The 25,661-nt window shown below is 58.7% G+C and carries 24 protein-coding genes; 8 read left to right on the plus strand and 16 right to left on the minus strand.

Annotated elements, in window-relative coordinates:
* Positions 1–87: 87 nt before the first annotated feature.
* Positions 88–1,128: an IS481-like element ISAs19 family transposase gene (locus BN1121_RS01450; RefSeq protein WP_005346161.1), complete on the plus strand. Its 1,041-nt coding sequence runs from the start codon at positions 88–90 to the stop codon at positions 1,126–1,128.
* Between the two features lie 85 nt (positions 1,129–1,213).
* Here BN1121_RS01450 and BN1121_RS19095 read toward each other — a convergent pair whose 3' ends face one another.
* Both BN1121_RS19095 and BN1121_RS01455 read right to left on the minus strand, forming a co-directional pair.
* Positions 1,214–2,206: a restriction endonuclease subunit S gene (locus tag BN1121_RS19095; RefSeq protein ID WP_005346159.1), complete on the minus strand. Its 993-nt coding sequence runs from the start codon at positions 2,204–2,206 to the stop codon at positions 1,214–1,216.
* Complete coding sequence (locus tag BN1121_RS01455; protein ID WP_005346157.1) at positions 2,196–4,094, minus strand: HsdM family class I SAM-dependent methyltransferase; 1,899 nt, start codon at positions 4,092–4,094, stop codon at positions 2,196–2,198. The genes BN1121_RS19095 and BN1121_RS01455 overlap by 11 nt, the downstream gene beginning before the upstream one ends.
* Before the next feature lie 1,066 nt (positions 4,095–5,160).
* Between BN1121_RS01455 and BN1121_RS01465 the strand changes: the two genes are divergently transcribed.
* Positions 5,161–5,916: a substrate-binding periplasmic protein gene (locus BN1121_RS01465; RefSeq protein ID WP_005346153.1), complete on the plus strand. Its 756-nt coding sequence runs from the start codon at positions 5,161–5,163 to the stop codon at positions 5,914–5,916.
* Between the two features lie 144 nt (positions 5,917–6,060).
* On the opposite strand, the gene BN1121_RS01470 is transcribed toward BN1121_RS01465, so the two are convergent.
* From BN1121_RS01470 to aroF, 10 genes are all read right to left on the minus strand, one after another.
* Positions 6,061–6,480: an energy transducer TonB gene (locus BN1121_RS01470; RefSeq protein ID WP_005346150.1), complete on the minus strand. Its 420-nt coding sequence runs from the start codon at positions 6,478–6,480 to the stop codon at positions 6,061–6,063.
* A 36-nt stretch (positions 6,481–6,516) separates the two neighbouring features.
* The gene (gene tolA, locus BN1121_RS01475; protein WP_005346148.1) at positions 6,517–6,909 is read right to left on the minus strand and encodes a cell envelope integrity protein TolA; all 393 of its coding nucleotides are present in this window, start codon (positions 6,907–6,909) and stop codon (positions 6,517–6,519) included.
* A 538-nt stretch (positions 6,910–7,447) separates the two neighbouring features.
* The gene (locus BN1121_RS01480) at positions 7,448–8,383 is read right to left on the minus strand and encodes a DUF1266 domain-containing protein (RefSeq protein WP_043597012.1); all 936 of its coding nucleotides are present in this window, start codon (positions 8,381–8,383) and stop codon (positions 7,448–7,450) included.
* A gap of 427 nt (positions 8,384–8,810) precedes the next feature.
* On the minus strand, positions 8,811–9,617 hold the full coding sequence (trpA, locus tag BN1121_RS01485; RefSeq protein WP_005346143.1) for a tryptophan synthase subunit alpha: 807 nt from the start codon (positions 9,615–9,617) through the stop codon (positions 8,811–8,813).
* Entirely contained in the window at positions 9,617–10,807 is a 1,191-nt protein-coding gene (trpB, locus tag BN1121_RS01490) for a tryptophan synthase subunit beta (RefSeq protein WP_005346139.1), read from the minus strand. The genes trpA and trpB overlap by 1 nt, the downstream gene beginning before the upstream one ends.
* Positions 10,808–10,821: 14 nt before the next feature.
* Positions 10,822–12,234, minus strand: a complete 1,413-nt coding sequence (trpCF, locus tag BN1121_RS01495) for a bifunctional indole-3-glycerol-phosphate synthase TrpC/phosphoribosylanthranilate isomerase TrpF (RefSeq protein WP_005346136.1) — start codon at positions 12,232–12,234, stop codon at positions 10,822–10,824.
* Positions 12,235–12,242: 8 nt separating this feature from the next.
* Complete coding sequence (gene trpD, locus BN1121_RS01500; protein WP_005346131.1) at positions 12,243–13,253, minus strand: anthranilate phosphoribosyltransferase; 1,011 nt, start codon at positions 13,251–13,253, stop codon at positions 12,243–12,245.
* 14 nt (positions 13,254–13,267) lie between these two features.
* Positions 13,268–13,864 carry an aminodeoxychorismate/anthranilate synthase component II gene (locus BN1121_RS01505; RefSeq protein WP_005346128.1) on the minus strand — a complete coding sequence of 199 codons (597 nt, stop codon included), beginning with the start codon at positions 13,862–13,864 and terminating at the stop codon, positions 13,268–13,270.
* Positions 13,857–15,476 carry an anthranilate synthase component 1 gene (locus BN1121_RS01510; RefSeq protein ID WP_005346124.1) on the minus strand — a complete coding sequence of 540 codons (1,620 nt, stop codon included), beginning with the start codon at positions 15,474–15,476 and terminating at the stop codon, positions 13,857–13,859. Before BN1121_RS01510 ends, BN1121_RS01505 begins: the two co-directional genes overlap by 8 nt.
* A 16-nt stretch (positions 15,477–15,492) precedes the next feature.
* Positions 15,493–16,506, minus strand: coding sequence for a 3-deoxy-7-phosphoheptulonate synthase (gene aroF / locus BN1121_RS01515; RefSeq protein ID WP_005346121.1), 1,014 nt, complete (start codon positions 16,504–16,506; stop codon positions 15,493–15,495).
* Positions 16,507–16,848: 342 nt separating this feature from the next.
* Here aroF and rnm point away from each other — a divergent pair, with 342 nt between their 5' ends.
* The 5 genes from rnm to rluB all read left to right on the plus strand — a co-directional run bounded on the left by rnm (position 16,849) and on the right by rluB (position 20,773).
* Positions 16,849–17,748, plus strand: a complete 900-nt coding sequence (gene rnm / locus BN1121_RS01520; RefSeq protein ID WP_005346114.1) for an RNase RNM — start codon at positions 16,849–16,851, stop codon at positions 17,746–17,748.
* 108 nt (positions 17,749–17,856) lie between these two features.
* Positions 17,857–18,477 (plus strand): L-threonylcarbamoyladenylate synthase, encoded by a 621-nt coding sequence (locus tag BN1121_RS01525; RefSeq protein ID WP_005346112.1) that lies wholly within the window; start codon positions 17,857–17,859, stop codon positions 18,475–18,477.
* A complete protein-coding gene (locus BN1121_RS01530; protein WP_005346110.1) occupies positions 18,477–19,304 on the plus strand; it encodes a segregation and condensation protein A in 828 nt (275 codons plus the stop codon). Before BN1121_RS01525 ends, BN1121_RS01530 begins: the two co-directional genes overlap by 1 nt.
* Entirely contained in the window at positions 19,279–19,863 is a 585-nt protein-coding gene (gene scpB, locus BN1121_RS01535; protein WP_005346109.1) for an SMC-Scp complex subunit ScpB, read from the plus strand. Before BN1121_RS01530 ends, scpB begins: the two co-directional genes overlap by 26 nt.
* Positions 19,856–20,773: a 23S rRNA pseudouridine(2605) synthase RluB gene (gene rluB / locus BN1121_RS01540; RefSeq protein ID WP_005346107.1), complete on the plus strand. Its 918-nt coding sequence runs from the start codon at positions 19,856–19,858 to the stop codon at positions 20,771–20,773. Before scpB ends, rluB begins: the two co-directional genes overlap by 8 nt.
* A 693-nt stretch (positions 20,774–21,466) precedes the next feature.
* Here the strand turns inward: rluB and BN1121_RS01545 are convergent.
* From BN1121_RS01545 to BN1121_RS20235, 4 genes are all read right to left on the minus strand, one after another.
* Positions 21,467–22,747 carry a hypothetical protein gene (locus tag BN1121_RS01545; RefSeq protein ID WP_005346106.1) on the minus strand — a complete coding sequence of 427 codons (1,281 nt, stop codon included), beginning with the start codon at positions 22,745–22,747 and terminating at the stop codon, positions 21,467–21,469.
* A gap of 110 nt (positions 22,748–22,857) precedes the next feature.
* The gene (locus BN1121_RS01550) at positions 22,858–23,748 is read right to left on the minus strand and encodes a TIR domain-containing protein (RefSeq protein ID WP_005346104.1); all 891 of its coding nucleotides are present in this window, start codon (positions 23,746–23,748) and stop codon (positions 22,858–22,860) included.
* Positions 23,749–23,842: 94 nt separating this feature from the next.
* Complete coding sequence (locus BN1121_RS01555; protein ID WP_005346102.1) at positions 23,843–24,190, minus strand: hypothetical protein; 348 nt, start codon at positions 24,188–24,190, stop codon at positions 23,843–23,845.
* Positions 24,191–24,328: 138 nt separating this feature from the next.
* Positions 24,329–24,460, minus strand: coding sequence for a hypothetical protein (locus BN1121_RS20235; RefSeq protein ID WP_268744110.1), 132 nt, complete (start codon positions 24,458–24,460; stop codon positions 24,329–24,331).
* A 226-nt stretch (positions 24,461–24,686) separates the two neighbouring features.
* Here BN1121_RS20235 and BN1121_RS01560 point away from each other — a divergent pair, with 226 nt between their 5' ends.
* Positions 24,687–25,604 (plus strand): IS5 family transposase, encoded by a 918-nt coding sequence (locus BN1121_RS01560; RefSeq protein ID WP_043597016.1) that lies wholly within the window; start codon positions 24,687–24,689, stop codon positions 25,602–25,604.
* Positions 25,605–25,661: the final 57 nt, after the last annotated feature.

Raw genomic sequence — 25,661 nt, forward strand, 5'->3', positions numbered from 1 at the left:
TGACAGTTGCCCACAAAAGGGAGTGGTCATACGGCTTCAAACCGGATAACAAAACGGTACCCCTACCGTGTTATCTGGAGTCACCGTATGACCACCAACGAGAAAGTAGCACGTCGCAAACTCAGCCTGCTAGAGCTCGCCAAAGAGCTCAATAACGTCAGCAAAGCCTGCAAGCTCATCGGATACAGCCGCCAGCAGTTCTACGAAATCCGGCGCAACTACCAGACCTATGGCGCCGAGGGCTTGCTCGACAAACTGCCCGGCTGTAAAGGGGCTCATCCCAACCGGGTCGCTCCCGAGATTGAGCAGGCCATCCTCGATTACTCACTGACCCAACCTACCCATGGACCGTTGCGGGTCGCGCAAGAACTCGCTCTGCAAGGCATCAACGTCAGTGCGGGTGGCGTGCGTGGCGTGTGGCAACGTCACGATTTGCTCTCCAAACATGACCGCTTGTTGCGCCTCGAGAAAACCCATAGGGAGCAGACCATTGAGCTCAATGACGAGCAAATTCGCCTGTTAGAGCGCTTCAGTCCCGAGTTCCGCGAACGCCAGATAGAGGTCCACTACACCGGGGAACTGGTGGCGGTCGACACCTTCTTCGTCGGTGCACTCAAGGGGGTGGGCAAGGTGTATCTGCAAACCGTGCTGGACTGCTACAGCCGCCACGCCTGGGGACGGCTCTACACCAGCAAGCTGCCGGTGACGTCGGTCCATGTACTCAACGAAACGGTGCTGCCGTTCTTCGAAGCCCATGAGGCACGGGTCTATACCATCTTGTCGGACAATGGGCGCGAGTTCTGCGGGCGCCCTGACCATCATCCCTACGAGCTGTTCCTGCAACTGGAGGGGATTGAGCACCGGACCACCAAGGTACGCAGGCCACAGAGCAACGGCTTTATCGAACGGCTGCATCGAACCTTGTTGGATGAACACTTCCGTATCAAAGGGAGGACAACCTGGTATGAGTCGGTGGAGCAGATGCAGACAGACCTGGATAGCTATCTGGAGCACTACAACAACCAGCGACCACATCAGGGCAGGATGATGGAGGGTCAGACCCCCTACAGCATGTTCAAAAAGGGACTGAAATTGATACCGAAGGAAGTGCACTCTAAAGTAGCGTAAACAAGACACCGGTTTGAGGCCGGTGTCAGGTGATAACTAGATCTGTACAACGGGATGGGGAACGACTATCCAACGACGGATTTGATCAACAACGCCGGTTAGATTGCATAACTTTATCTGAAACACGGCTCAAACTGCCATGAACCCAACTAGGGATCGACTCCTTTGTGGGAATGAGTAAGCCCTTTAGGGTGCGATTGGCCTGCCGCCCATAACTGAATCGGAATCTGTTCTGCCAGATGCAAGAGCAGTAATACAAGAGCTCTTCAGTCGTCATTTCAAATTTTGGTACTAAGTAAGCTGAGTCACGCCCGGAATAGAAGGGAACTTCTTGCAGAAATGTTGATAAAACGCCATTTCCTCCTAGTGCACAGCTGAGCACGCCGCCAAGAATCGGAGGCAGGCCATCAATGGGCGCGACATACGCAGAAACGCCGTTATTCCCCATAACGCGAGACACAAAAGGAATACCGCCTTCGGCCTTGGAGAGCAGCTGAAGACGGTTTAGCTCAAGTGAATGCCCATATCTGACTTCAAAAAGGTCTTGCACTCGAACAAGCGCACTTTTTTCGCTGTGTTGCGCAGTCTCATAAGAATCAGCACTTAACGTCTTCATACGTGCAAGCTCAGCCCATAAATCGGTGGCTTCGGCGGAATGTACCCAGCTAGGAATATTTTCCGGTAGTTCAATCTGCTTTAGACGGTCCCCTTTGGGTTTTCGGCCGTAAGAGAACTTATATCTGTTCATCGTAATGCAACGAGCGTAATAGACTTTCTCGTTGAACGTCATTTCGCGTTTTGGCAACAAGGCGGAAACATCGCTATTGCAAGCAAACTTGAACCGAGATACGTAGGAGTAGCTATGACTACCCTCCCCGTTTGTCGAGACAAATAATGTGTTTTCGGGGTAAATGTTTTTGCTACCAACTTCTGACTCCGAAACCCATCCGGCAATTGTCCGCTGCTGTGTACTTGCGGGACGCAAATACGGCACATGATTTTCAGCCGGGGTTGGCGAGATAGACAATCCAGAACTTACGACGCCATTTCGGATATCAAACAAGTCTTTAAGCTTCATCAGCAGCCTCCTCGGAAGCGCCGCCCTGAATGTCTAGCATCAGGTTGAATAGCATGAATTTCTTCAGATCAGCCTCGAAGCTTTCCTTGGTTAGCGAGGAATAGTCCGTTTCAATGTACGCTTCCGCACACCATTCATCGTTGGCGGTTACTTTGAAGGTGGCACTCTCACCAGCGTGAACCTCCCTGTTTCGGTACATCTCCACCCAACGGTCACGGATAGCAGGCCACACGTCATTCTGGTCGATGCGCCCTTTGTGTTTCGTTTTCACAAAGCCGTCATCGCGCCAGTAACCAAACCAAGTCTTACGGTCAGACTTCGCATGTGGTTTGCCTGCAATCCACACCATGATGCAAGTAACCGTGCCGACAGGGTAAAACAACTCCTGCGGCATCGACATCACAGCGTCCAGAGTGTGGCGCTTCATCAATTCTTCACGCACCGGGTTAGGCGAAATTGCACATGACATAGGAACAATCGCAACGCCCATTGCACCGGGCTCAAGGCAGTCCAGCATCTGCTTCACAAAGTACAGCTCGTGCAGCTCCGCATCACTTTTTGACTGAGCGTAAGGAGGATTGAGCATCCCGATATTTGGCTTCAGCTGCTTGATGGAATTGATTACGGCGTCATCAAAGCAACTGGCCTGATGCAGGTTTGCCTTACCATCGCCTCGTAGAATCATGTTGCTGGCGGCCAGCGCGAACATTTTGGGGTTGTTCTCGATTCCAATCAGACGATTCTTCTTGATGTCAGCCCGCTCTTCCTCTGTGACCGCCTTCTTGAGCATATGCTGCATGGCGGAGATAAGGAAACCACCCGTTCCTGCGCAGATGTCGAGAACCTTGGATTCTGGGCCGACATTTGTAATCAGCGAGAAAAGTTCGGCAACATGCCGAGGGGTCAGAACGATGCCGAGAGCTTTTTTGTCGCCCGCAGTATATTTCAGGAACTCGCCGTAGAACTGCCCCACCACATCGAAGTCGTGATAGACGTTAATGTAGGGCCAGACGTTATCGCAGATGCGGTTGATGATTTCCTTGAACACACCATCCGGATACTCTTTAGCGGTCTTGCTGTCCGGCTTGCCAAGGTTGGGGTGAACTGCAATCGTGGAATACGGTTGCAGCATGGTGTCCTTCTTGGCCTGTGGAATGTCGGCCTTGTCCAGTTCCTTCTTAATTGCGCCTAGCCAGGCTTCCTGTACGTCTTCGGCAGGTAGTGCGCCAAAGGTCTTCATGAACGGCGCGTTCATCAGAGCAATCAGCGTGCCACTGACCAGAAGAGGTTTGTCTTCTTCAGAAATTTTGGCCTTCGTCCAAATTAACTCATGGAGTTCCTTGGAGAAGGCTAACAGGTCAGAGTGACGCTTCTTGGCGACATCGGGATCGAAAGACGCCAGTCGGTAGTAGTCGTCGTAGGATATGATATCAGTAACCCGAACTCCACTTTCGTTAACAAGCTCCTTGGCTTCTTTGCTGCCAGCAGGAACGAGGAAATTGGAGACCTTCATGGCACTTGCCGTAGCCCCGCTCACTGCAACAGCTAACACAGTGTAGTGTTTGGCAAGATGCTTGGCGTAGTGCAAAACACCATCCACTGCATATTCAACAGCCTTGTCGCGCGCCGGGCTCTCGTGTTTCCTCACATCCGGCTTGCACTCGAATACAATCAAAAACGCCGTATCCTTAAGATTTGAAATGATGAATTCAGGATATCCGGTGTTGCCTCTGGCGTTCTTGCTTGCCTTGGAAAGCAATGCTTTGACCTTGGCAATCTCGGATTTCTGCTCTTCCACAGTGATGCCGTTTTCAGGCTTGTAATATCCAAATTCACGCAATTTGTCACGGACAAGGTTTTCTGTTTTTCTTTCGCTTTTTGATGACATCTATCGTTCTCTGTGTGTCTTACAATCTAACAGTGATTAGATGGAAGGCGGTACTAATCCGTTAGCAGAGCATTCCATATAACTCCGTAAGATCTTCATTGCCGCCAAGTGAAAATCATCATTAAATCATAACATTATCCGCTCACCTTTGGTACCTGAGCGTATTCGCTTGAAGTCTTCTTTTTGCGCCACCATTACCGCGGTATAAAAAATGGTGAAATTAGAGTCACTGAAATTAGGACAGTCACCATGTGTCACCATGTTGAGTGGTTGTTTCACTCGCTTATCAATGCCCTCCGGCAAGGCTACCGCCCCTGAATTTCAGCCCCCAGTCTGCTGCTGTTAACCTGCGATCTTACCTTGGCCTGGCTCATGGGTGACTCCGACGAGACGGTTGCCAAACGGCTATGTTAGCGAGCGACACAGAAGAAGGAAGAGGGAGAAGATGATTTCCTGAGCAAGTTCAACAAATTAATTGGGATTGAGTGGGTGTTCTAATACGCCCACCACGTTGGGTGCCATGAAGCGTTCAGAAGGGCGGTAGCAGATACTCACCGCAAGCACGGGCGGGCACGGTATTGGCTTCCCCTCTGATTCGCCGAGGTGAAGCCATCAGGCCTGCTCGCGAGACAGGGATGTACACCTCATACATCAGCCGAGCTTGCGAAGGGGCAGGGTATTGGCTCCCCCTTCAATCCGCCGAGGGGAGGGCGCAAGGTCAGGAGCGGCATCAAGGATGATGGCGCAGCCGCAGGCGGCATAGGGATATGCCGTGTGCGGCGGTCCGTCCGACCTGGCGACCGAGTCGAGGGCAACCGCGCAGCGGTCGGATTGGCGGGGGAAGGCCTTCTTGGTGACTTCTTGGGCCAGCAAGAAGTCACTCGCCACAGCCCGCAGGGCGGGCGAAACCCCTATGCGGCGCAGCCGCATCAAAGGGCTTGCCATAGGCAAGGAGCTTGGCCGAGCTCCTGCTATGTAGCCTGTGTTCGCGTGGCCCCCCGGACTTTCCTATACCTATCTGTGTCGCACAGGGTGCGTTATGAACGTGAGAGCAAGGAGTGTTGGCATGAGAAGCAAGGTGTTATTGGCAGGGGTCATGGTGTTGTTGTCTTGGGCCGCAGTAGCCAAGCAGCAAGTGCTCCTGGTGGGGGATGATGACTACCCGCCCTACAGCTATAAAGATCCCTCCGGCAAGCCGGTGGGCCTCTATAGCGAGTTGCTATCGAAGGTATCGGCAGCAATGCCCAATTTTTCCATCGAGTTGAGAGTGGCGCCGTGGCAGCGGGCGCTCACCGAGGTGGAGCAGGGGCAGATCATGGGCCTCTACCCTCCCTACAAGCGGGAGGCGTTGCGCCCCTGGATGCACTACTCCGTTCCTCTGCTGGTTGAGACCGTCGTCGTGGTCTGCCGCAAGGAGGTGGCGTCCAAGTATCAGGGCGCGGCATGGCCAGAGGGATTCAGCGGGCTTAAATTTGGCAATAACACCGGCTTTCAAACCCCGGGCGACCGCTTCTTTGCCATGGTCAAGGAAGGAAAGATCACGCTGGATGAGGCGAAAACCACCGAGCAAAACTTGCAGAAGCTGATGGGCGGACGCATCGACTGCTATCCCAACGATCGGCGCGCCATCTCATCCGAAGTGGCTCGGCTAAAGCTCGATGCCAGTGACGTGGTCGAGGTGGCTTCGATTGGGCAGGAGCAGGGCTATATCGGCTTTACCTCGGTGCGGGATGGCTACCCTTATATGGACGCCTTCATCAAGGAGTTCAACGAGACGCTCGACTCGCTGCGGGCCTCGGGGGCGGTGCCGCCGCTCGAGTGAGGTCACACCGGGATGGTTTGCACCGTATGTGCAATCGAAGGGAGCCGCAGAGGCTCCCTTCGCCGTTTGGTTATTCGTTATTGCCCGAACGGCGAAGCCCTGCACGGGCGCCATCCCGCAGGGATAGGATGGATCCAGGTCCCCCTAATCGGGGATGGCGCTCTCGTAGCCGCCCATGGGGTTAATCGTCAGCGTCATACTCTCAATTATGGCCAACTCCTGACCGTTGAGGCTGGAGGTATCGAGAATAGGGGCCCGCGTGATGGCCTTGAGCGCCGCCTCTTCCAACGCCTTATTACCAGAAGACCAGATGATGCGGGGATGAGCCTGTCCCTTGCTATCTATGTTCATGCTGACCTTGACCGCATGACCGATATAGGACTCTTCAAGCAGCAGATAGCGTTCCAACAGGGGGACCAAGGTTGCCGACCATTGGGAGAGATGATCGCCCTTTGATGACGCGAGCTGGCGAGCGGCGCAATCGTCATTCCCGGTCTGATGGTTGATGGGCGTGCCGCAGCCGGAAAGGATTAATAGGCTGGCGAAAAGAGGAAGTAACTTCATGGTGTCCTTACCAATTCAAACATAAAGCGGTATTCATCACGGGGTGACGTTCAGTTCTATCTTTTTGACCATATCGAACTCTGCGGGAGTGAGTGACGACACGTCTATGACGGGTGATTTATCGATAGCAGCGAGCGCTGCCTCCTCCAGCCCCTTGTTACCGGAAGACCAGGTGATCTTTCGTTGGCTCACCCGGCCAAGCGGGTCCAGGGTGATGCTAAGCCTGACCGAGTGGCCAAAATACCCCTTTTTTACCCATAGGTTGGATTGCCATAGGCGCATTGTGTTGTTGCCCCACTCACAGAGTTTTTTCTCCATAGGGCAGCTTGGTGCCTCTTGGGCTGGCGTCACTTGCGGCGGGTCATGGGGGATGGGCGTGCCGCAGCCGGAAAGCATGGCGAGGATGGCGAAAAGAGGAGGTAACTTCATGGTGTCCTTACCATTATCGAAGAGTGTGAGTCGCGACTAACGGCATGATCCCTTCATACCTTAGAGCAAAGACTCAAGAGAGTAGCGCCAACGCCATGATGTGAAAAACATTATTAACGGGGTGCTGTCGTGCTCGTGCATGGGGAAGGCGATGGGCTCAATGAGACAGGTGTAACGTTGGCTCGCGAATGCTTTCAAGCAGCGACAAGGGCATTAAATGGGGGCAGTGTTGGATAGCCGCTGCGAGTAGAAGGGACTCGACGAAGGAGGCGGATCTGTGGGGTTGGCCGCTCGATGGGTGACTTCTCTTTGGCCAGCAAGCAAGAGTCACTCGCCACAGCCCGCAGGGCGGGCGAAACCCCTATGCGGCGCAGCCGCATCAAGGGGTCAGTCGTAGGCAAGAAGCTCGACCGAGCAAAACGGCGTGAATCCCAATGTCATTGGGCCGCATAGTCTTCAAGGCCGGTCACAGCTTATTGAAAAAAAAGACACCGGATTGAGGCCGGTGTCAGGCGATATAGCCGTTTTCTTACAAGATCTACAGTGAAGGGTGGTTCATTTCTGCAATATTCCACTCGAAGTAGTTACAGCGTTTAAGTTCGGCAATGCCATATAACCGCCCCATAACTCGCGATGGGCCTAGAATGGAATATTCAGATGTATAGAAAAGGTATACTGCCAACAGATAGTTGTTGATCAGCTCATCCAGCGAAGAAAATTGCTCATGTACTTGAGAATATAAGGTTTTCTTCAGTTCATCCCATTCTTGCATCGTTAAGAAACCGCAAGCAATGCCACTTCTCATCAACATGGCTGCGCGCTGTAGATTAAATGCAGCTGAGATATTAACCGATTTTTGAGAGGCTAATAGTTCTATGCCACAGCGCTTGGCCAGCACTGACAGATGGGCAAGTTGTGAGGCGTAGAGTGTTGCGTCTTCACGAGCAAAATTTCTTGGGTCAAGGAATTCAATTAATGTTTCATCAAGGTTTTTTTTGTTATCTATGTCATAACTGACACTCAAGGTGATTTTCTTCGACTCGATCATCTCTGAATTATGAGTGTCGCATTCTTCGATGCCGTTGATATAGTTTTTACCCGATTTACTCCCATTGCCGACATCCGAAATAGAATATAGGCTGCCCAGTTTAACCAGCAACATATCCATGTCATCTTTGCAGGGATGCACTATGCTGTGGTTGATGCCTGCTTTAATGTCATTGTTATCTGCCTTGGTTGTTGAGAGCGCACGCTGCTTTAAAAAGGTTCGCCCAAGGGGAAATATGCCAAGAAAAATAACAAAGCCAATAAATATGTTTCCAACCCATGCCATGCTCATCACGGCATCATAAATATCTCTGCTTGTATGGACTTCTAATAGACCAGGTAGAAAAGCCCAGGCAATCATTACAGCAGTGATCAGCGCAAAGGTGCGAAGAAGCACTTCAATATCTTTATAGAAAAACTTTAACATTATTGTATCCCATGACTTTTAGTGTGTTGCCTTAGCCATCAAGTATTGGTTTATTGATGTAAGACTCTGACAAAAGTTTTTATAATGTGTCATTACTCAATTTGGCCTCCTTTGAGGCTGCGCAAGGCATGGTACTCAATCGAGGTTAATAATGCCAATGGAGCTTGTGCGATACCTTGGGTGGCTTGAACACAGAGGGGCTTTTCCGTGGACGAGCCGACGATTGGCATCGGCTGTCCTTTTGAAAGGCCGAAGAGGATGCCACTGTCATTGCCGCTAGGTAGAGTGAGGAAAAAACGTCTCTTCAAAGGCTATGCTTGGCCGAGCTCCTCCAGGTGGGGACCACAGCAGAAAAAGAAAAGGGAGCCCATCAGGCTCCCTCGTTGCAAACCGCCACTCATGGCCAACGGCCGTTGAGCAACGCCAATCAGCGATTGGTCGCCGCCTTCATCCCTTCCACAAACTCCTTGAGGCGCACCAGCATACGGGCCGGATCCTGATGGTGGGTCTCGATGATCTTCACCACGGCTGAGCCTGAGATGGCGCCGGCAGCGCCGGCCTTGATGGCGTCACGCACCTGGGCCGGCTCGCTGATGCCAAAGCCGAGCAGGGCGGGCGGGGCATTAAACTCGCGCAGGGTGTTGATAAGCCCCTCAACCGGCATGCCGGCCTTGGTCTCGGCGCCGGTCACCCCGGCACGGCTCACCAGGTAGGTGTAACCGCGGCCGAGCTCGGCGACGGCTTTGAGGGTCTCGCCGTCCCCGTTGGGGGGGGCGATAAAGATGCTGTCGATGCCGAACCGGTCGGCGGCGGCCTTGTAGGGCGCGCACATCTGCACCGGCACGTCGGCCACCAGCACTGAGTCAACCCCCGCCTGCTGGCACTTCTCGTAGAAGCCGTCGATCTTGCGCACATAGACCAAGTTGGCGTAGACCAGCAGGCCAATGGGCAGACTCGGGTACTTGGTGCGGATGCGCCCCAGCAGCTCGAAGCAGCGATCCGGCGTGGTGCCGCCGGCGAAGGCGCGCAGGGTGGCACCCTGAATGGTCGGGCCGTCGGCCACCGGATCGGAGAAGGGGATACCGAGCTCGAGGGCGTCGGCGCCCCCCTCGACCAGGGCGTCGACGATGGCGAGCGACAGCTCGGGGGTGGGGTCGCCCAGGGTCACAAACGGCACGAAGGCGCCCTGCTTGGCGGCGTCGAGACGGTCAAACATATCCGCATAGCGATTCATTACAGGACTCCTTGTTTTTGAAAAATGTCGGCGACGGTGAAGATGTCCTTGTCGCCGCGACCGGAGAGATTGACGATGAGCACCTGCTCTTTTTCCGGCTCGCCGCGTGCCATCTTGAGGGCGTGGGCCAGGGCGTGGGAGGACTCCAGCGCCGGGATGATCCCCTCGGAGCGGGCCAGCTCCTGGAAGGCGTCGAGGGCCTCCTGGTCTGTGATGGAGACGTACTCGGCGCGGCCGATGGCGGCCAGGTGGGCGTGCTGCGGGCCGACCGAGGGGAAGTCGAGGCCGGCCGAGACCGAATAGGACTCCTGGATCTGCCCCTGCTCGTCTTGCATCAGATAGGAGTGCATGCCGAAGAAGACCCCCTTGCTGCCGTGGCCGAGCGGTGCGCCGTGCTCGCCGGTCTCGATGCCATGGCCGCCCGGCTCGACGCCAATCAGGCGCACGTCAGGGTTATCGATGAAGTCGGCAAACATGCCGATGGCGTTCGATCCGCCGCCGACGCAGGCGATGACGGCGTCGGGCAGGCGCTCCTCTTTCTCGAAGCACTGGGCCTTGGCCTCTTCACCGATCATCTTCTGGAACTCGCGCACTATGGTCGGGAAGGGGTGCGGGCCGGCGGCGGTGCCGAGCAGATAGTGGGCGCTCTCATAGTTGGCGGCCCAGTCGCGCAGCGCCTCGTTGCAGGCATCTTTGAGGGTGGCCGAGCCCGAGTGCACCGGAATCACCTCGGCGCCCATCAGCTTCATGCGAAATACGTTGGGCTTCTGCCGCTCGCAATCCTTGGCACCCATGTAGACCCGGCACTTGAGCCCGAGCAGGGCGCACGCCAGTGCAGTCGCAACACCGTGCTGGCCGGCGCCGGTCTCGGCGATGATCTCGCTCTTGCCCATGCGCTTGGCGAGCAGGGCCTGACCCAGCACCTGGTTGGTCTTGTGGGCGCCCCCGTGCAGCAGGTCTTCGCGCTTGAGATAGAGGCGGGTCCTGGTGCCCTTGGTGAGGTTGCGAGTCAGGGTGAGCGGGGTCGGGCGCCCGGCGTATTCGGTCAGCAGGACCTGGAACTCGGCCTGGAAGGCCGGGTCGTCCTTGGCATCGACAAAGGCCTTCTCCAGCTGGAGCAGGGCCGGCATCAGGATCTGCGGCACGTACATGCCGCCAAATTCACCGAAGAAGGGGTTGAGCAGGGTCATGGTCATCTTCCTTATCAAAGCTGGTGCAACTGGTCGAACGCGGCGGCAAGCTTGCCCGCGTCCTTCACGCCGGGGGCAGACTCGACCCCGGAGTTAAAATCAAGGCCCAGGCAGCCCACCCGGGCCGCCTCGAGGGCGTTAGCGGGGCCGAGCCCCCCGGCCAGCATCAGGCGCGACTTGTCGAGCCCGGCGAGCAGGCCCCAGTCGAAGGCGACGCCGGTGCCGCCGCTCTGGCCGGCCACCTTGCTGTCGAGCAGCAGGCGATCGCAGGGGTAATCGAGGGCGGGCAGCGGCTCACCGGCCGTCACCGGCACCGCCTTCCAGATCTGGCACCCTTCCGGCAGCAGGGGGCGCAGGCGGGCGATGAAGAAGGCATCTTCCTCCCCGTGCAGCTGCACCGCCGCGAGCCCCAGCGCCTCGACCGTCTTGGCGATGGTCTCGGGCTGGGCGCCGCGAAACACCCCGACGTAATCGAGGGGGGCGCCGGCCATCACGGTGCGGGCGGCCGGGATGTCCACGTAGCGCGGGCTCTTGGCCACGAAGATAAGGCCGCCAAACACCGCCCCCGCCTGATAGGCCGCGGCCGCGTCCTCGGGGCGGGTCAGGCCGCACACCTTGTTCTGGCCCAGCACCAGTTTGCGCACCGCGCGGGGCAGGTCGGCCTCGGCCATCAGGGAAGAGCCGACCAGGAAGGCCTTGGCGTGGGGGCGCAGGCTGGCCACCTGGGCGCGGTGGTGGATCCCGGACTCGCTCACGACCAGGCGATCGCCCGGAATGCGCGCCGACAGGTGACGGGTGCGTTCGAGATCGACGCTGAGATCGCGCAGGTCCCGGTTATTGATGCCGATGACGGGGGCGCCGAGGGCGATGGCCCGCTCGGCCTCTTCGTCGTTGCTCACCTCGGTGAGCACCCCCATGCCAAGCTCGCGGGCGATGGCGAACAGGGTGCGATACCCCTCGTCGCTGAGCACCGAGAGCATCAGCAAGATGGCGTCGGCCTGGTAGTGGCGCGCCAGATAGACCTGGTAGGGGTCAATCATGAAGTCTTTGCACAGCACCGGTTGGCTGACCCGGCCACGCACCCGCGGCAGGAAGGCGAAGTCCCCCTGGAAATAGGGCTCGTCGGTCAGCACCGAGATGGCGGCCGCATAGGGGGCGTAGGCGTCGGCGATCGCCTCCGGGTGGAAGTCGGCGCGGATCAACCCCTTGGAGGGGGAGGCGCGCTTGCACTCCATGATGAAGCGGGTGCCGCCCTGGCGCAGGGCCCCCTCGAAGTCCCGATCGCTTGGGGTCAGCTGATGGCGAAAGCTCTCCAGGGGCTCTGCCTGCTTGCGCTCCTCCAGCCACTGCTGCTTGGCCGCGACTATCTTGCCGAGAATGGTCTGACTGAGGGAGGGGTGATTGAGCATGATGTGGTCCTTGTGCATCGATTCCATTATTCGGCGTGGCTTAAGGTGGCCAGGGCGCGGGCCAGCTCGGCGGCCTTGCCGCTCGCCAGCACCGCCAGCACGCGCTCGGCCCCTTCCTTCAGGCTCTTCACCTGGCCTGCCATCAGCAGCAGGGGGGCCACGTTGGCGGCGATGGCGGCGTTGTGGGCCGGCGTGCCCTGCCCCGCCAGGATGGCGGTGGTGATGGCCCGATTTTCTTCCGGTTCACCACCGGCGATGGCGCTCACCGGGTGGGTCTCGAGCCCAAAATCGGCCGGGGTCAGCAGGTATTCGCGGATCTCGCCGTCACGGATCTCGGCCACCTGGGTCGGGCCGTGGATGGCCACCTCGTCGAGGCCGGCGCCGTGTACCACCATACCCGTTTTCAGCCCCAAGGCCAGCAGGGTTTCGGCGATGGGGCGCACCAGCTCGGGGGCATAGACCCCCATCAGCTGATAGCCGGGACGGGCCGGGTTGATGAGCGGCCCCAGCACGTTGAACAGGGTGCGGGTCTTGAGGGCCTGACGCACCGGCATGGCGTGGCGCACCCCGGCGTGGTACTGGGGCGCGAACAGGAAGCAGACCCCCAGCTCGTCGAGGCAATGGCGCGCCTGCTCCGGGCTCATGTCGAGCCGGATCCCCATCTTGTCGAGCAGATCGCTCGAGCCAGACTTGCTCGACACCGAGCGGTTGCCATGCTTGGCCACTTTCAGGCCGCAGGCGGCGGCCACCAGGGCCGAGGTGGTGGAGACGTTGATGGTGTTGAGACCGTCACCGCCGGTGCCGACGATGTCGCAGAAGGCGTAGTCCGGACGCGGGAAGGGGCGGGCCTCGGCCAGCAGCGCCTCGGCGGCGCCGGCGATCTCCTGCGGAGTCTCCCCCTTGATCTTGAGGGCGGTGAGCAGGCTGGCCAGCAGCACGGGCTCCACCTCGCCGCGGATCACCTGACCGAAGGCGTCGCGGGCCTGTTCACGGCTGAGGCTGTGGCCCTGATAGAGGGTAGTGAGAAACTGATGCATATGAGCCTCCTTGCTTACTGGGGATCGCCGGCGCGGGTGATATGGGCCAGGGCCTGGGTCAGCAGACGGGCCCCTTCGCTGGTCAAAATGGACTCCGGATGGAACTGAAAGCCGAGGGCGCGATCCTCGGGCTGCTCGATGGCCATGGGCATACCCTGATAGTGGGCGGTCACCGTCAGCTCGGGGGGCACATAGGTGGCGACCAGGGAGTGGTAGCGGGCCACCGGCAGGGGGTGAGAGAGGCCGGCGAAGGGGCCGTGGCCGTCGTGCTCAATCAGGGAGCGCTTGCCGTGGACTATCTCGCCGGCCGGGCCGACCGTGCCGCCGTAGGCTTCGCACAGGGCCTGATGGCCGAGGCAGATGCCGAGGAGCGGCACCTTGCCGCGGGCCAGGGTAATGAGTTCGATGAGGCAGCCCGCCTCATGGGGGGCGCCCGGTCCCGGCGAGAGCACCAGCACCGCCTCGCCATCACAGGCGGCGATCTCCTCCATGATACGGGCGGCGGGCAGGCTGTTGCGGTAGATCCGCACCGGATAGCCGAGGGAGCGGAACTGGTCGACGAGGTTGTAGGTAAACGAATCGAAGTTATCGAGCAGGAAGATGTTAGTCATGGGTCACGTCCTTATGATGCTGTTCCTGCGGGGCGCTCAGGGCTTGAAGGGTGGTGCCGTGGCTGGCGGCGATGGCCGAGAGCACGGCGGCGGCCTTGGCGCGGGTCTCGTCCGCCTCGGCCTGCGGTTTGGAGTCGTAGACCACGCCGGCGCCGGCCTGCACGTGGGCGATCCCATTTTTGACGAAGGCGGAGCGGATCACGATGCAGGTGTCCATCTCGCCGTCACCGCTTACATACCCCACGGCGCCGCCATAGCTGCCGCGTCGCTTCCCCTCCACCAGACGAATGAGCTCGCTGGCGCGTATCTTGGGGGCGCCGGTCAGGGTGCCCATGTTCATGCAGGCCTGATAGGCGTGCAGGGCGTCGAGATCGGAGCGCAAGGTGCCCACCACCCGGGAGACCAGATGCATCACGTGGCTGTAGCGATCCACCTTGAGCAGGTCCTTCACATAGCGGGTGCCGGGCTCACTGATGCGGGCGATGTCGTTGCGACCGAGATCGACCAGCATCAGGTGTTCGGCCACCTCTTTTTCGTCCTGGCGCAGCTCCAGCTCGATGCGGCCATCCAGATCGGCGTTGATGGTGCCATCCGGGTTGAAGCCACGACGGCGGGTGCCGGCGATGGGATACATCTCCACCTGGCGGCTGGTGGCGCTGAATTTCACCGCGCTCTCGGGGGAGGCGCCAAACAGGGTGAAGCCCTCGTCCTGCACGAAGAACATGTAGGGGCTGGGGTTGGTCTGCTTGAGGCGGCGATAGGCGGCGAGCGGCGCGGGGCAGGGCAGGGAGAAGCTGCGCGACGGCACCACCTGGAAGATGTCGCCCTTGCGGATGAAGCCCTTGAGGCGCTCCACCTCGGCGCAGAAGCGCTTGTCATCCTGATCGACCGCGAGATTGCCGGTGACGACCGGGGCGGCCTGCTCCGGGGTCGGGGCGGTGGCGCAGGCCTCCTTGAGCTCGGCCAGACGCGCCGAGAGACGGCGATAGCTGGGGCCGAAGGTGTCGCCCCCGAACACGCAGGCCTGCAACCGGGTGGTCAGCATCTGGTGGTCTATGGTGATCAGGCTCTCGGCCACATAGAAGCAGTAGTCGGGGCAGTCGTTGCTCCCCTCTGGCACCTCGGGCAGATACTCATAGGCGGCGATCAGGTCATAGGCGAAGCTGCCGCCGAGAAAGAGGCTGCCCGCCTCCTGCTCGGTCTGCAGTTCGTTGATAAGGGTGCGCAGGGCGTCGAGCACTCCCACCGCCTTGAGGCGGCTGTCCTCATCCTGCGCCTGATCGGCGCGCGGGAAGGTGAGCAATAACTCACCGCCTACCCCTTGGCTGCGCTCAACCCCTGCCGGCAGCCGCTCGGCCAGCAGCCGTTGCAGCGGCTCACCGTTGGGGGTGAGGGGGCGCACCTCGACCCGCTGCCCCCGGCACTCCAGGCGCAGGCAGGCATCGGCCAGCAGCAGGCTCTGAGTGCCCGCCTTGCTGTCAATCTCGGCCGACTCGAGCAGCAGGGTGTTGGGACGTTCGCCGCACAGGGTGCGATAGAGGGCGAGGGGGTCGGCCACATAGGGGGCCGACAGTCGCAGGGATTCGAAGGTGCCGAGGGGAAGCGGGGTCATGGTTGCATCCTTTCAATCAGAGGTGGCGGCCGGCGGCCTGCACGAAGGGGGTCAGCTCGGCCACCAGCTGGCGGAACAGGGGCTCGGTCAGGGCCTGATGGCCGTCCGAGAGCGCCTCGGCCGGATTGAGGTGAGCCTCGACGATGACGCCGTCGGCCCCCACCGCGGCGGCGGCGCGCGACAGCGGGATCACCAGCTCGCGGATGCCGGTGCCGTGGCTCGGGTCGACCAGCACCGGCAGGTGGCTCTTCTGCTTGAGCAGGGCGACCGCATTCAGGTCAAGGGTGTTGCGGGTGGCGGTCTCGAAGGTGCGGATGCCACGCTCGCAGAGGATGATGCGATGGTTGCCGGCGGCATAGATGTACTCGGCGGCCAGCAGGAACTCTTCGATGGTGGCCGACAGGCCGCGCTTGAGCAGCACCGGCTTGTCGGTCTGGCCGACCGCGGTGAGCAGGCGGAAGTTCTGCATGTTGCGTGCGCCTATCTGCAGGCAGTCGACGTATTGGCACATGAGATCCACGTCGCTGGCGTCCATCACCTCGGAGACGGTGGGCAGGCCGTGTTCGCGGTTGGCCTCGGCCAGCAGCTTGAGCCCCTCCTCCCCGAGTCCCTGGAAGCCATAGGGGCTGGAGCGCGGCTTGAAGGCTCCGCCGCGCAGGGCCTGGGCCCCGTGGCGCTTGACCATGGCGGCCACGCTGTGGAGCTGCTCGCTCGATTCCACCGAGCAGGGGCCGGCGATCAGGGCGAAGGTGTCGCCGCCGACCGTGAGATTGCCGATCCGCACCTGGCTGTCGTGGGGGTGCAGCTCGCGGCTCACCAGCTTGTACTTGGAGAGGATGGGCTTGACCGACTCGACCATGGGGTCGGCATCGAGGTTCAGGCTCTCGAGCACGCGCTCGTCGCCGAGGGCCCCCAACACGATGCGCTCGGCGCCCGGCAGGTAGAGGGGCTTGAGCCCGGTGCGCTCGATGCGAGCGAGCAGGGTCTTGGCGTCGGTTTCGCTGGCGGTGGGTTTGAGTACGATGATCATGGCCTGGTTTTCCTTGTCTTTAATGTCGTTAAATCAGTGAGTTGGAGTGGTTTGGGTCAAGCCGCGCCATCGCCAGGTCAGTTTCATCGGTTTCATCGCTCGTCCATTTGCCGGATAATAAAAAAGCCCGCTGGTGTCAGCGGGCTTTTCTTGGGTTCTTTATTTGCTGTCAGGTTTTCAGGTACAGCAACGACCACACGCCCGCTATGAGGGAGTGTGCCACCACCAGATCAGGTTGAGGGTGAAGGTCGCTTGCATGAGTGAGAATACCTGTTGCCTTGCAGTTGAAGTGCCTACAGTAAAACGATATTCCGGCGAGCAAGTCAAGCCGCTTTTTCAGCCATGGAGCACCTCATCCCCTTGTTACGATTCGATCTGCACTCCCACACCACCGCCTCGGACGGCCATCTCTCCCCCAGCGAACTGGTGCGCCGCGCCGCCGAAAAAGGGGTGGGTGTGTTAGCCATCACTGACCACGACACCCTTGCCGGGCTTGATGAGGCGGCCGCCACCATCACCGACGAGGCGCTGCCCCTTCGGCTGGTGAGCGGGGTCGAGATCTCGAGCGGTTGGGAGTCCCACGAGATCCACGTGGTCGGGATCGGCGTCGATGTGAAAAATGACGGTTTGCTCACCTTTTTGGCCGATCAGGGTCGCCGCCGTCGGGAGCGGGCCGAGGAGATGGGGCGCCGGCTCGAAAAATGCGGCATCCCCGGCGCTTTCGAGGGGGCCCTGGCCCTGGCCGGTGACGCCGAGGTGACCCGTGCCCACTTCGCCCGCTATCTGGTGAGCGTCGGGGTGGCCGACTCCATGCAGAAGGTGTTCAAGAAGTACCTAAGCCGCGGCAACAAGGGTTATGTGCCGGCCCAGTGGCCCGAGATGGCGGCCGCCATCGCCATCATCCAGCAGGCCGGCGGACGCGCCGTGCTGGCCCACCCCAGCCGCTACGATCTCTCGACCAAGTGGCTCAAGCGGCTGCTGGTGGCCTTCAAGGGCGCCGGCGGTGACGCCATGGAGGCCTGCCTGCCCCAGCAGAGCCCGGCCGAGCGCGCCAACCTGGGCCAGTGGGCCGAGGAGCACGGCCTGCTCATCTCGGTGGGGTCGGACTTTCACTTCCCCCAGCCCTGGCTGGAGCTTGGCCGAGGCCTGTGGCTGCCCAAGCATGGCCGCCCCCTGTGGCAGGCCCACCCCGAGCTGTTCGGGCTCACCGCCGCCGACGTCGCGGCAGATGCAACCCCTTGAAAAGGGGCGCACAATAGACGTTTGTGGGCCGGCTTGCCGGGCCCGTTCGATGGCGGCCGCAGCCGTCCCATTGCGTGAGCAATCGCCGGGATAACCCCGGGAGGTACCATGAGTCAGCATTTTTACGTTCACCCCGACAACCCGCAGGCGCGTCTCATCAGCCAGTCGGTGCAGATCCTGCAAAGCGGCGGCGTCATCGCCTATCCGACCGATTCGGGCTATGCCCTGGGGTGCATGATGGGGGACAAGGGGGCGCTCGAGCGCATCTGTCGCATTCGCCGCATCGATGCCAGCCACGACTTCACCCTGATGTGCCGCGATCTCTCCGAGCTCGCCACCTACGCCCGGGTCGAGAACAGCGCGTTTCGCCTCATCAAGAACAATACCCCCGGTGCCTATACCTTCATCTTCAAGGCCACCAAGGAGGTGCCGCGCCGCCTGATGAACGAGAAGAAGAAGAGCATCGGCATCCGGGTGCCTGACAACAAGATAGCCCTGGCCCTGCTCGAGGCGATCGGCGAGCCGCTGCTCTCCACCACCCTGATCCTGCCCGGCTCCGAGATGGCCGAGTATGATCCGGAAGAGATCGCCGACAAGCTCGGCAAGCAGCTCGATCTGGTGGTTAATGGCGGCTATCTGGGCGAGCAGCCCACCACGGTCGTGGACTTTTCCGACGACGAGCCGGTGATCCGCCGTCGCGGTGCCGGGGACCCGACTCCCTTCGAGTGATGAGTACCCCCATCGCCCTGGTCGAGGGCAAGCCCTATACCGAGCTGCCGCAGGATCTCTTCATCCCGCCGGACGCCCTCGAGGTCTTCCTGGAGACCTTCGAGGGCCCCCTCGATCTGCTGCTCTACCTCATTCGTCGTCAGCAGCTCGACATCCTCAACCTGCCCATCGTCGACGTCACTCATCAGTACATGACCTATGTGGATCTGATGCGTGGCCTCAACCTGGAGCTGGCGGCCGAGTACCTGCTGATGGCGGCCTGGCTGGCCGAGATCAAGTCGCGCATGCTGTTGCCGCGCCCCCCCGAGCTCGAGGAAGAGGAGGGGGAAGACCCCCGGGTGGCCCTGGTGCGCCGCCTGCAGGAGTACGAGCGCTACAAGGTGGCGGCCGAGGGGCTCGACGCCTTGCCACGCCTGGAGCGGGAGATTTTTGTGGCGAGCGCCCTGCCTCCCGACTTTGGCGACTTGAAGCCGCTCGCCCCCGACGTCGCCCTGATTGAACTCGCCTTGACCATGCAAAGTGTGGTAAAACGCGCGACTCACTTTGAGCACCACCAGATAAAACGTGAGCAGATCCCGACCCGGGTGCGGATGGCCGAGATCCTGGCCAGATTGGCGCCCGGTGTGACCCTGCGCTTCGAGCAGGTGTTGCACGCCGACGAGGGGCGCATGGGGGTCTTGGTCACCTTTCTCGCCCTGCTGGAGCTGTGCAAGGAGTCCCTGATCTGGATCCTGCAGGCCGAGCCACTGGGCCCCATCCACTTTGCCCTGGCGGACGGGGCGAGCGACCCGGAGCATGAACATGGCCCTGCCCACTCCCCGGCTTAAGTGCCTCATCGAGGCGGCCCTGCTGGTGGCCGGGCGGCCGCTCAGCGTCGCCGAGATCAAGGGGAGCGTGCTGGCCGACTACCCGGTCACCCCCCGCTACGTGCAGCTGCTGCTGGCGGAGCTGAAACAGGAGTACGAGTCCCGTGGGGTGGAGCTCAAAGAGGTCGCCTCGGGCTGGCGCTTTCAGGCCCGTCAGGAGTATGCCGAAGAGCTCGCGCGCCTGTGGAGCGAGCGGGCTCCGCGCTATTCGCGCGCCGTGATGGAGACACTGACGCTGATCGCCTATCGTCAACCCATCACCCGGGCCGAGATAGAGGCGATCCGTGGCGTGGCGGTCTCGACCCAGATAGTCACCACCCTCAAGGAGCGAGGCTGGATCCGCGGCATCGGCCATAAAGAGGTGCCGGGCCGCCCCGAGTTGCTTGCCACTACCCGCGAGTTTCTCGACTATTTCAATTTGAAAAGCCTGGATCAGCTCCCCGAGCTGGACGAGGCACAAACCCCGTTGTCGGCGTCATTGGCCGAGAGCGCACAACAATCAGGTAAACCCGATGAGTGAAAAACTGCAAAAAGTGCTGGCCCGTGCGGGTCACGGCTCCCGTCGTGAGATGGAGGCCCTGATCACCGAGGGTCGGGTCAGTGTGGATGGTAAAGTCGCCACCCTGGGAGATCGCGTCGAATCCAACGCCGTGATCCGGATTGACGGCCACACCGTCAAGACCAAGCCCGCCGAAGATCTGATCTGCCGCGTTCTCGCCTACCACAAGCCGGAAGGGGAGATGTGTACCCGTCACGATCCGGAAGGGCGTCCGACCGTGTTCGACCGCCTGCCGATCCTCTCCGAGGGGCGCTGGATTGCCGTCGGTCGTCTCGACGTCAACACCTCTGGCCTGCTGCTCTTCACCACCGACGGTGAGCTGGCCAACCGCCTGATGCACCCGAGCCACGAGGTGGAGCGCGAATACGCGGTGCGTGTGTTCGGCGACATCAACGAGGCCATGTTGCAGCGCCTGCGCAAGGGCGTGCAGCTCGAAGATGGCATGGCCAAGTTCAACAAGATCAAACCGGCCGGCGGTGAAGGCCTCAACCAGTGGTTCAACGTGACCCTGACCGAGGGCCGTAACCGCGAAGTGCGCCGCCTGTGGGAATCTCAGGAAGTACAGGTGAGCCGCCTGATGCGTGTGCGTTACGGCGACGTCAAGCTCGACCGCGCCGTGCCGCGCGGCGGCTGGCAGGAGCTCAAGCTCACCGAGGTGAACTACCTGCGCGCCCTGGTGGGCATGCAGCCGGAGACCGAGTCCAAGGTCGACGTGCACGCCGACAGCAAGGCCAACCGCCACAAGCAGGCCGCCCAGATCCGTCGCGCCGTCAAGCGCCACAAGGAGCTGCAGTCCACCGCCGGTGGCCGCGCCCGCACCCCGGCCTCTCGCCGTCGCCCCTCTACCCGCAACTCGGGGAGCGGTCAGTAAGCTGACCCAGGAGGTTGCCGGCTGACCGGTGAGCCCTGGATGATAAAAAACCCGTCGAATGACGGGTTTTTTTGTGGGACTAGCGGGGGAGCTCGGCCAAGCTCCTTGCCTATGGCTGGCATCTTGATGCGGCTATGCCGCATAGGGGAGGGGGCAATCAGCGCGGCGCATTGCCATCATCAGGTAAGGTATGCGGCTGCGCCGCATGGGACGCGAGGGCGTTGCCCTCGACGGGTTTCGCCAGCCCTGCGGGCTGTGGCGAGTGACTTTTCTTTGCGTGGCCAAAGAAAAGTCACCAAAAGAAAGGCCACCCCCCGGCAAGTCGTCCGCTACGCGGATTCCCTCGGCTCATTGATCGGGTCGGTCGTACCGCCGCACACGGCACGTTCATGTGCCGCCTGCGGCTGCGCCGTCCTCCCTGACGGCGCTACTGACCCGCTCAACTCACCTCGGCGTCTTGCAGGGGGCGGCAATACCGTGCCCGACAATGACCAAGGGGGCTTTTGCGAGTCAGTTGGCCGCTCGCTCAGAGCGGTGGGTGTCCCAATTTCCCCTAAAGCCGTCTTTATAAAACCGATTGGTGAGCTTAGCTAGCAGAATCACTTAATGTTCGCCATAACCGGCAGTGAAAAGCGGTGCGACGAACGATCGCCGCTTTTCACTGTCCGCGTTGGTGGCGTCGTTAGGTTACCTCTATGCAATGGCTGGTAGATCCGCCAGTTCCAACAAGTCCTTCGGCTCTTGATTGGCTAACCAAATGAGAAATCCACGATCAACTACATTGAGCTTCAGATTAGTCTGGTCATAGTCAAGCACGATGGGTTTGATGTCCTTCTTGACCTGAAGCGACGCAACAGATTGCAGAGCCTGAGTGAGATTGCCCAGATTGAGACTTTGACCTTCTGGATGATGCTGACGGAGCAAATCACGCATGTATCGATACGTGAGACCGTCCCCGAGTACATCGGTACTTGCGGTAAGCACGGGATACAAGAGCCACTTATACATCTGTAGTGCTGTTTCCTGAAATCCGCCCGCAAACAGAGTTATGAATGAGTTGTAGCGCCCAGTCTGCTGGTTTACGACTTGCTGGATCAACGCGTGAACATCAATATCCGCTCCAACGTCGGTCAGATGCTTGTCTTGCGTAAAGTTGATTTTTTCGGCGATGCACGCCTGATAGCACGCTTCTTGAACAATATAGACGCTGTCGAGACAGCCACTGAGCACTGCTGATTTGAAAGATTCAGCGAACGAGATGTTTAGAAGTGACTCGCCGACCGAAATGACCTCTCGCAGTTCATCCGCCGTCCATTGATCCGCATTGACACCAACGATACGGCCCGTTAAGTCACCGTTGTACACGGTGAGCCTTCCTTCCTCCAGCCACACTCCGACGATGATGAAGCAAAGTTTGGATTGCTCATGAAAGGCCTTTAGGGCGACCGCGAAATCCTTCTGTGTCTCGATAGGCAGATAGTGGAAATCCTCAAGAACGACGAAACGATTAAATTCCCCCAGCGCACCGATGATGTCGTTCACATCCTCCGGATCAAGCTCTAATGGAGCAGTCGTTTTCGATGAAGAACTTGTCGTTTCTTTGTCTCCGCCAGTCTCAACTCCGACACCTAGAACACCTGCCTTAAAACCCGCAATAATCTTATTCTTCCCCGATGTGGTCTTCGTGGTGGATTGCGTGACCTCATACCCTACGCGTTTCAAGATTGCGGAATGGAGCTCAGCAATACTCCACTTATTTGAGCAATGAACGACGATGTAATCATCGTCCTTTAGGCAGTGTTTTCGAAGAGAAGTTTTCCCCTGCTTCGAGCTGCCATAGATAATCAAATGTTTATCGCGGGTTAGATTGGTGACGAAAAATTCGTCCACCGCCTCCCGGCTTACATAGTTCAGCGGCAAGTCTCGGCCGATCCCGTAGACGTCGGCGGTGCGATGTTTGATCTCTGCGTTCATGTTTCCTCCCCTATGCGAAATGGTGGGTTAGCTTTGCAAGCAGACCTAACGTTTGACGTGAGGGACCGCCTGCAAGCGCAGCTTGCAGGCGGTCCCTCTCGACGGAGTGGTTAGGCAATTGCGTACCCAGACGCTTTTAGGTCTTTAATGACGCTGTATGCAACTTCTTCGATGCTGTTTGTGAATTTCTTGTAGATCATTCCACTTACATCACTTGGCAGCGATACATCACCCGTATAGAGGCAGCAGACTCTTGATCTTCCGAGCTTTCCGACGAAGTAGCCAAATTCAAATATTACGTTCGGCCTTGCTCGAAACTCTTTGACTCTGTCCTTTTCGTCTTTTGACTCCTCTGACTTTAGGTATGCAACTTCGTCAGGTGTAAGCAAAATGAATGCGTATCCAACATCGCTGTGCTTTTCAAATTTTTCGATGATAGTTAAACCTTCATCTGCTTGTCGATGCAGCACGACTGGATCAAGCCCAATCTCGTGTAGAAAAACTTCTAGGTTCGTTTTTGCGATGTCGTCGCGCCCATGTACAACAAAAACTTTCTTTGACTTTGATGGAGCGTTTTGTGAGGCCGCGTTTGTCGCAACTGATGACACATGAGAGTTGTTGAGTGGAATAAGCTCTAATCTCTCAATTATTGAATCTAGGCGATGTACTTTCCCGTCGATATCTTTGTACAAATCCGCAACTTTTTCACCGAGCGACGGATCTTGCATGCCAATAAATACACCCCCGAACCAACTTGAATACTCATCTGCTAGTTCTTCGGTGGTGAACATTCTTTTAAGAAGTTCTGTGTTAAAGGAATTCCACTTACTGTACTCATTTCTGGTAGTTTCGAGCGAGTCGTGTGAGGCTATCTGCGTCCGCTTTATCTCAAGACCTTTCTGTATTCTTTCTTGAAGCTTTGATTTTGCCTCATCTCTAGACATGAGGAGTTCTGCGGGTTGCTTTGGTTCCGCAGGGGTGCTCTTCTTTCTTGTTGCCAAAGTAATCTCCTTCAATGCCTAACGTTTGGTTAAGGGGCCGGCTTTAGCCGGTCCCGAGTGAGCGAAGCGAGCGACTTGAACAAGTAGTTAGAACTCATGGGCGCACCGTTAGCTGATAATTCTCCAAGTGTTTGGATAGCCACTGGCTGAATGCTTGCTCAAGGTTTGGGAAATGTTCTATTTCGGATTTCTGGCCGCGCTCATAGTAATAGACAGAAAAACCTTGTTCGGCTTCTGAAAGCCAGTAACCCTCGTTTCTTGGCTGAGTCACCACAAAGCACTCTAGGCTTCGCCTTTTTGCTTCCTCAATAATTTCTTCAAATGAAACACTCCATACCCCAGAAAGTAAGCCCCACTTACCATCAAGATAGCGGGCAACCACATTGTGGAAGTTCCCTGTTAGGGCAGCGTCAATTAATACTTTCTTCGGGGGCGACTCCATACCAACTCCTGGGTTCTAACAGTGATTAGATGGAAGGCGGTACTAATCCGTTAGCAGAGAATTCCATATAACTCCGTAACACCCGCATCGCCGCCAAGTAAAAATCATTATGAAATCATAATGTTATCCGCTTTCTTCTCATGCTGGGCGTATTCCCTTGACGTCTTCTTTTTTCACCATCACTGCCACTGTGTGAAAAAAACAGTGCATGGGTTGCTCATAGAAAGCGCCGCCAAACCACGCCGGCGTAAACAGCTCAGAAATCAGCATCAGGCCGTCACCATGCTGAGTGGGTCGTCGTGGACAACGTTCGCTTATCCATTTCATCCGGCAAGGCTACCGCCCCTGAATGACAGCCTCCAGTCTGCTGCTGTTAACCTGCGATGTTGCGTAGGCCTGGCTCATGGGTGACTCCAACGGGCCTTGTTGCTCAAATCGGGGAACTATCGGTCATCTCGGTGATCTGATCCTGTAGAGCAGTCTCCGAGAGCATCAGATGGGCAAGTCCAAGCACAAGATCAGCAACTGGCAACAGTACAACCAAGCCTTGGTGCAACGCGGTTCGTTGACCATCTGGATGGACGAGCAAGCCATTCAGCAGTGGCATTGCCAGCGCCACCATGGCCGCCGAGGGCGGGGGTTCCACTACAGTGACACCGCCATTGAGACGGCCCTGATGCTAAAAGGCTTGTTCAAGTTGCCGCTGCGCGCCCTGGAAGGCTTCATTAACTCGTTGTTCCAGCTGATGGCGGTGCCTTTGCGATCGCCGGACTACAGCTGTATCAGCAAGCGCGCTAAGACCGTCGACATCAAGTACCGCCTCCCCAGCCAAGGTCCGGTGGCTCACTTGGTCATTGATGCCACCGGCCTCAAGGTCTATGGCGAAGGCGAATGGAAAATTCGCAAACACGGCAAGGAGAAGCGACGAGTGTGGCGCAAGCTCCACCTGGCGGTGGATGCCACAACCCATGCGGTCATCGCTGCCGAAGTCAGTCTGGAGACGGTGGCGGATAACGAGGTGCTACCGACGTTGCTCAACCCCTTGCGACGCAAGATAAAACAGGTCAGCGCCGATGGCGCGTATGACACCAAAGCCTGTCATGCGCTACTGCAAAAGAAGGGGGCGAAAGCCACCATACCGCCAAGAAAGAACGCTGCGCCGTGGGAGGAGGGCCATCCCCGCAATGAGGCGGTGACGGCGCTCAAGTCTGGTGAACTGAAGCAATGGAAGAAAGACGCCGGCTATCACCAGCGCTCGATAGCCGAGACCGCCATGTACCGGTTCAAGCAACTCATCGGGCCGAAGCTGAGCCTACGGAGCTACAACGCCCAGGTGGGCGAAATCCTGGCTGGCGTGAAGGTGATGAACACGCTGATAGGGCTTGGTATGCCTGTTCGCCAGCCAGTGAATTGAGTGGCCATCGACGGGATGGGGAACGACTATCCAACGACGGATTTGATCAACAACGCC

The organism is Aeromonas diversa CDC 2478-85, from assembly GCF_000819805.1.
Classification (GTDB): Bacteria; Pseudomonadota; Gammaproteobacteria; order Enterobacterales; family Aeromonadaceae; genus Aeromonas; species Aeromonas diversa.

Bases quoted from the DNA above. Each gene is read 5' to 3' on its own strand.
- BN1121_RS01545 (WP_005346106.1), bottom strand. From the start codon at position 22,747: ATGAACGCAGAGATCAAACATCGCACCGCCGACGTCTACGGGATCGGC.
- BN1121_RS01470 (WP_005346150.1), bottom strand. From the start codon at position 6,480: ATGAAGTTACTTCCTCTTTTCGCCAGCCTATTAATCCTTTCCGGCTGC.
- aroF (WP_005346121.1), bottom strand. From the start codon at position 16,506: ATGATCATCGTACTCAAACCCACCGCCAGCGAAACCGACGCCAAGACC.
- trpCF (WP_005346136.1), bottom strand. From the start codon at position 12,234: ATGCACAAGGACCACATCATGCTCAATCACCCCTCCCTCAGTCAGACC.
- trpB (WP_005346139.1), bottom strand. From the start codon at position 10,807: ATGACCCTGCTCAACCCCTTCTTCGGTGAATTTGGCGGCATGTACGTG.
- rluB (WP_005346107.1), top strand. From the start codon at position 19,856: ATGAGTGAAAAACTGCAAAAAGTGCTGGCCCGTGCGGGTCACGGCTCC.
- BN1121_RS01450 (WP_005346161.1), top strand. From the start codon at position 88: ATGACCACCAACGAGAAAGTAGCACGTCGCAAACTCAGCCTGCTAGAG.
- trpD (WP_005346131.1), bottom strand. From the start codon at position 13,253: ATGCATCAGTTTCTCACTACCCTCTATCAGGGCCACAGCCTCAGCCGT.
- BN1121_RS01560 (WP_043597016.1), top strand. From the start codon at position 24,687: ATGGGCAAGTCCAAGCACAAGATCAGCAACTGGCAACAGTACAACCAA.
- BN1121_RS01465 (WP_005346153.1), top strand. From the start codon at position 5,161: ATGAGAAGCAAGGTGTTATTGGCAGGGGTCATGGTGTTGTTGTCTTGG.
- trpA (WP_005346143.1), bottom strand. From the start codon at position 9,617: ATGAATCGCTATGCGGATATGTTTGACCGTCTCGACGCCGCCAAGCAG.
- BN1121_RS01505 (WP_005346128.1), bottom strand. From the start codon at position 13,864: ATGACTAACATCTTCCTGCTCGATAACTTCGATTCGTTTACCTACAAC.
- rnm (WP_005346114.1), top strand. From the start codon at position 16,849: ATGGAGCACCTCATCCCCTTGTTACGATTCGATCTGCACTCCCACACC.
- scpB (WP_005346109.1), top strand. From the start codon at position 19,279: ATGGCCCTGCCCACTCCCCGGCTTAAGTGCCTCATCGAGGCGGCCCTG.
- BN1121_RS01530 (WP_005346110.1), top strand. From the start codon at position 18,477: ATGAGTACCCCCATCGCCCTGGTCGAGGGCAAGCCCTATACCGAGCTG.
- BN1121_RS01525 (WP_005346112.1), top strand. From the start codon at position 17,857: ATGAGTCAGCATTTTTACGTTCACCCCGACAACCCGCAGGCGCGTCTC.
- BN1121_RS01510 (WP_005346124.1), bottom strand. From the start codon at position 15,476: ATGACCCCGCTTCCCCTCGGCACCTTCGAATCCCTGCGACTGTCGGCC.
- BN1121_RS01480 (WP_043597012.1), bottom strand. From the start codon at position 8,383: ATGTTAAAGTTTTTCTATAAAGATATTGAAGTGCTTCTTCGCACCTTT.
- BN1121_RS01455 (WP_005346157.1), bottom strand. From the start codon at position 4,094: ATGTCATCAAAAAGCGAAAGAAAAACAGAAAACCTTGTCCGTGACAAA.
- BN1121_RS20235 (WP_268744110.1), bottom strand. From the start codon at position 24,460: ATGCTGATTTCTGAGCTGTTTACGCCGGCGTGGTTTGGCGGCGCTTTC.
- tolA (WP_005346148.1), bottom strand. From the start codon at position 6,909: ATGAAGTTACCTCCTCTTTTCGCCATCCTCGCCATGCTTTCCGGCTGC.
- BN1121_RS19095 (WP_005346159.1), bottom strand. From the start codon at position 2,206: ATGAAGCTTAAAGACTTGTTTGATATCCGAAATGGCGTCGTAAGTTCT.
- BN1121_RS01555 (WP_005346102.1), bottom strand. From the start codon at position 24,190: ATGGAGTCGCCCCCGAAGAAAGTATTAATTGACGCTGCCCTAACAGGG.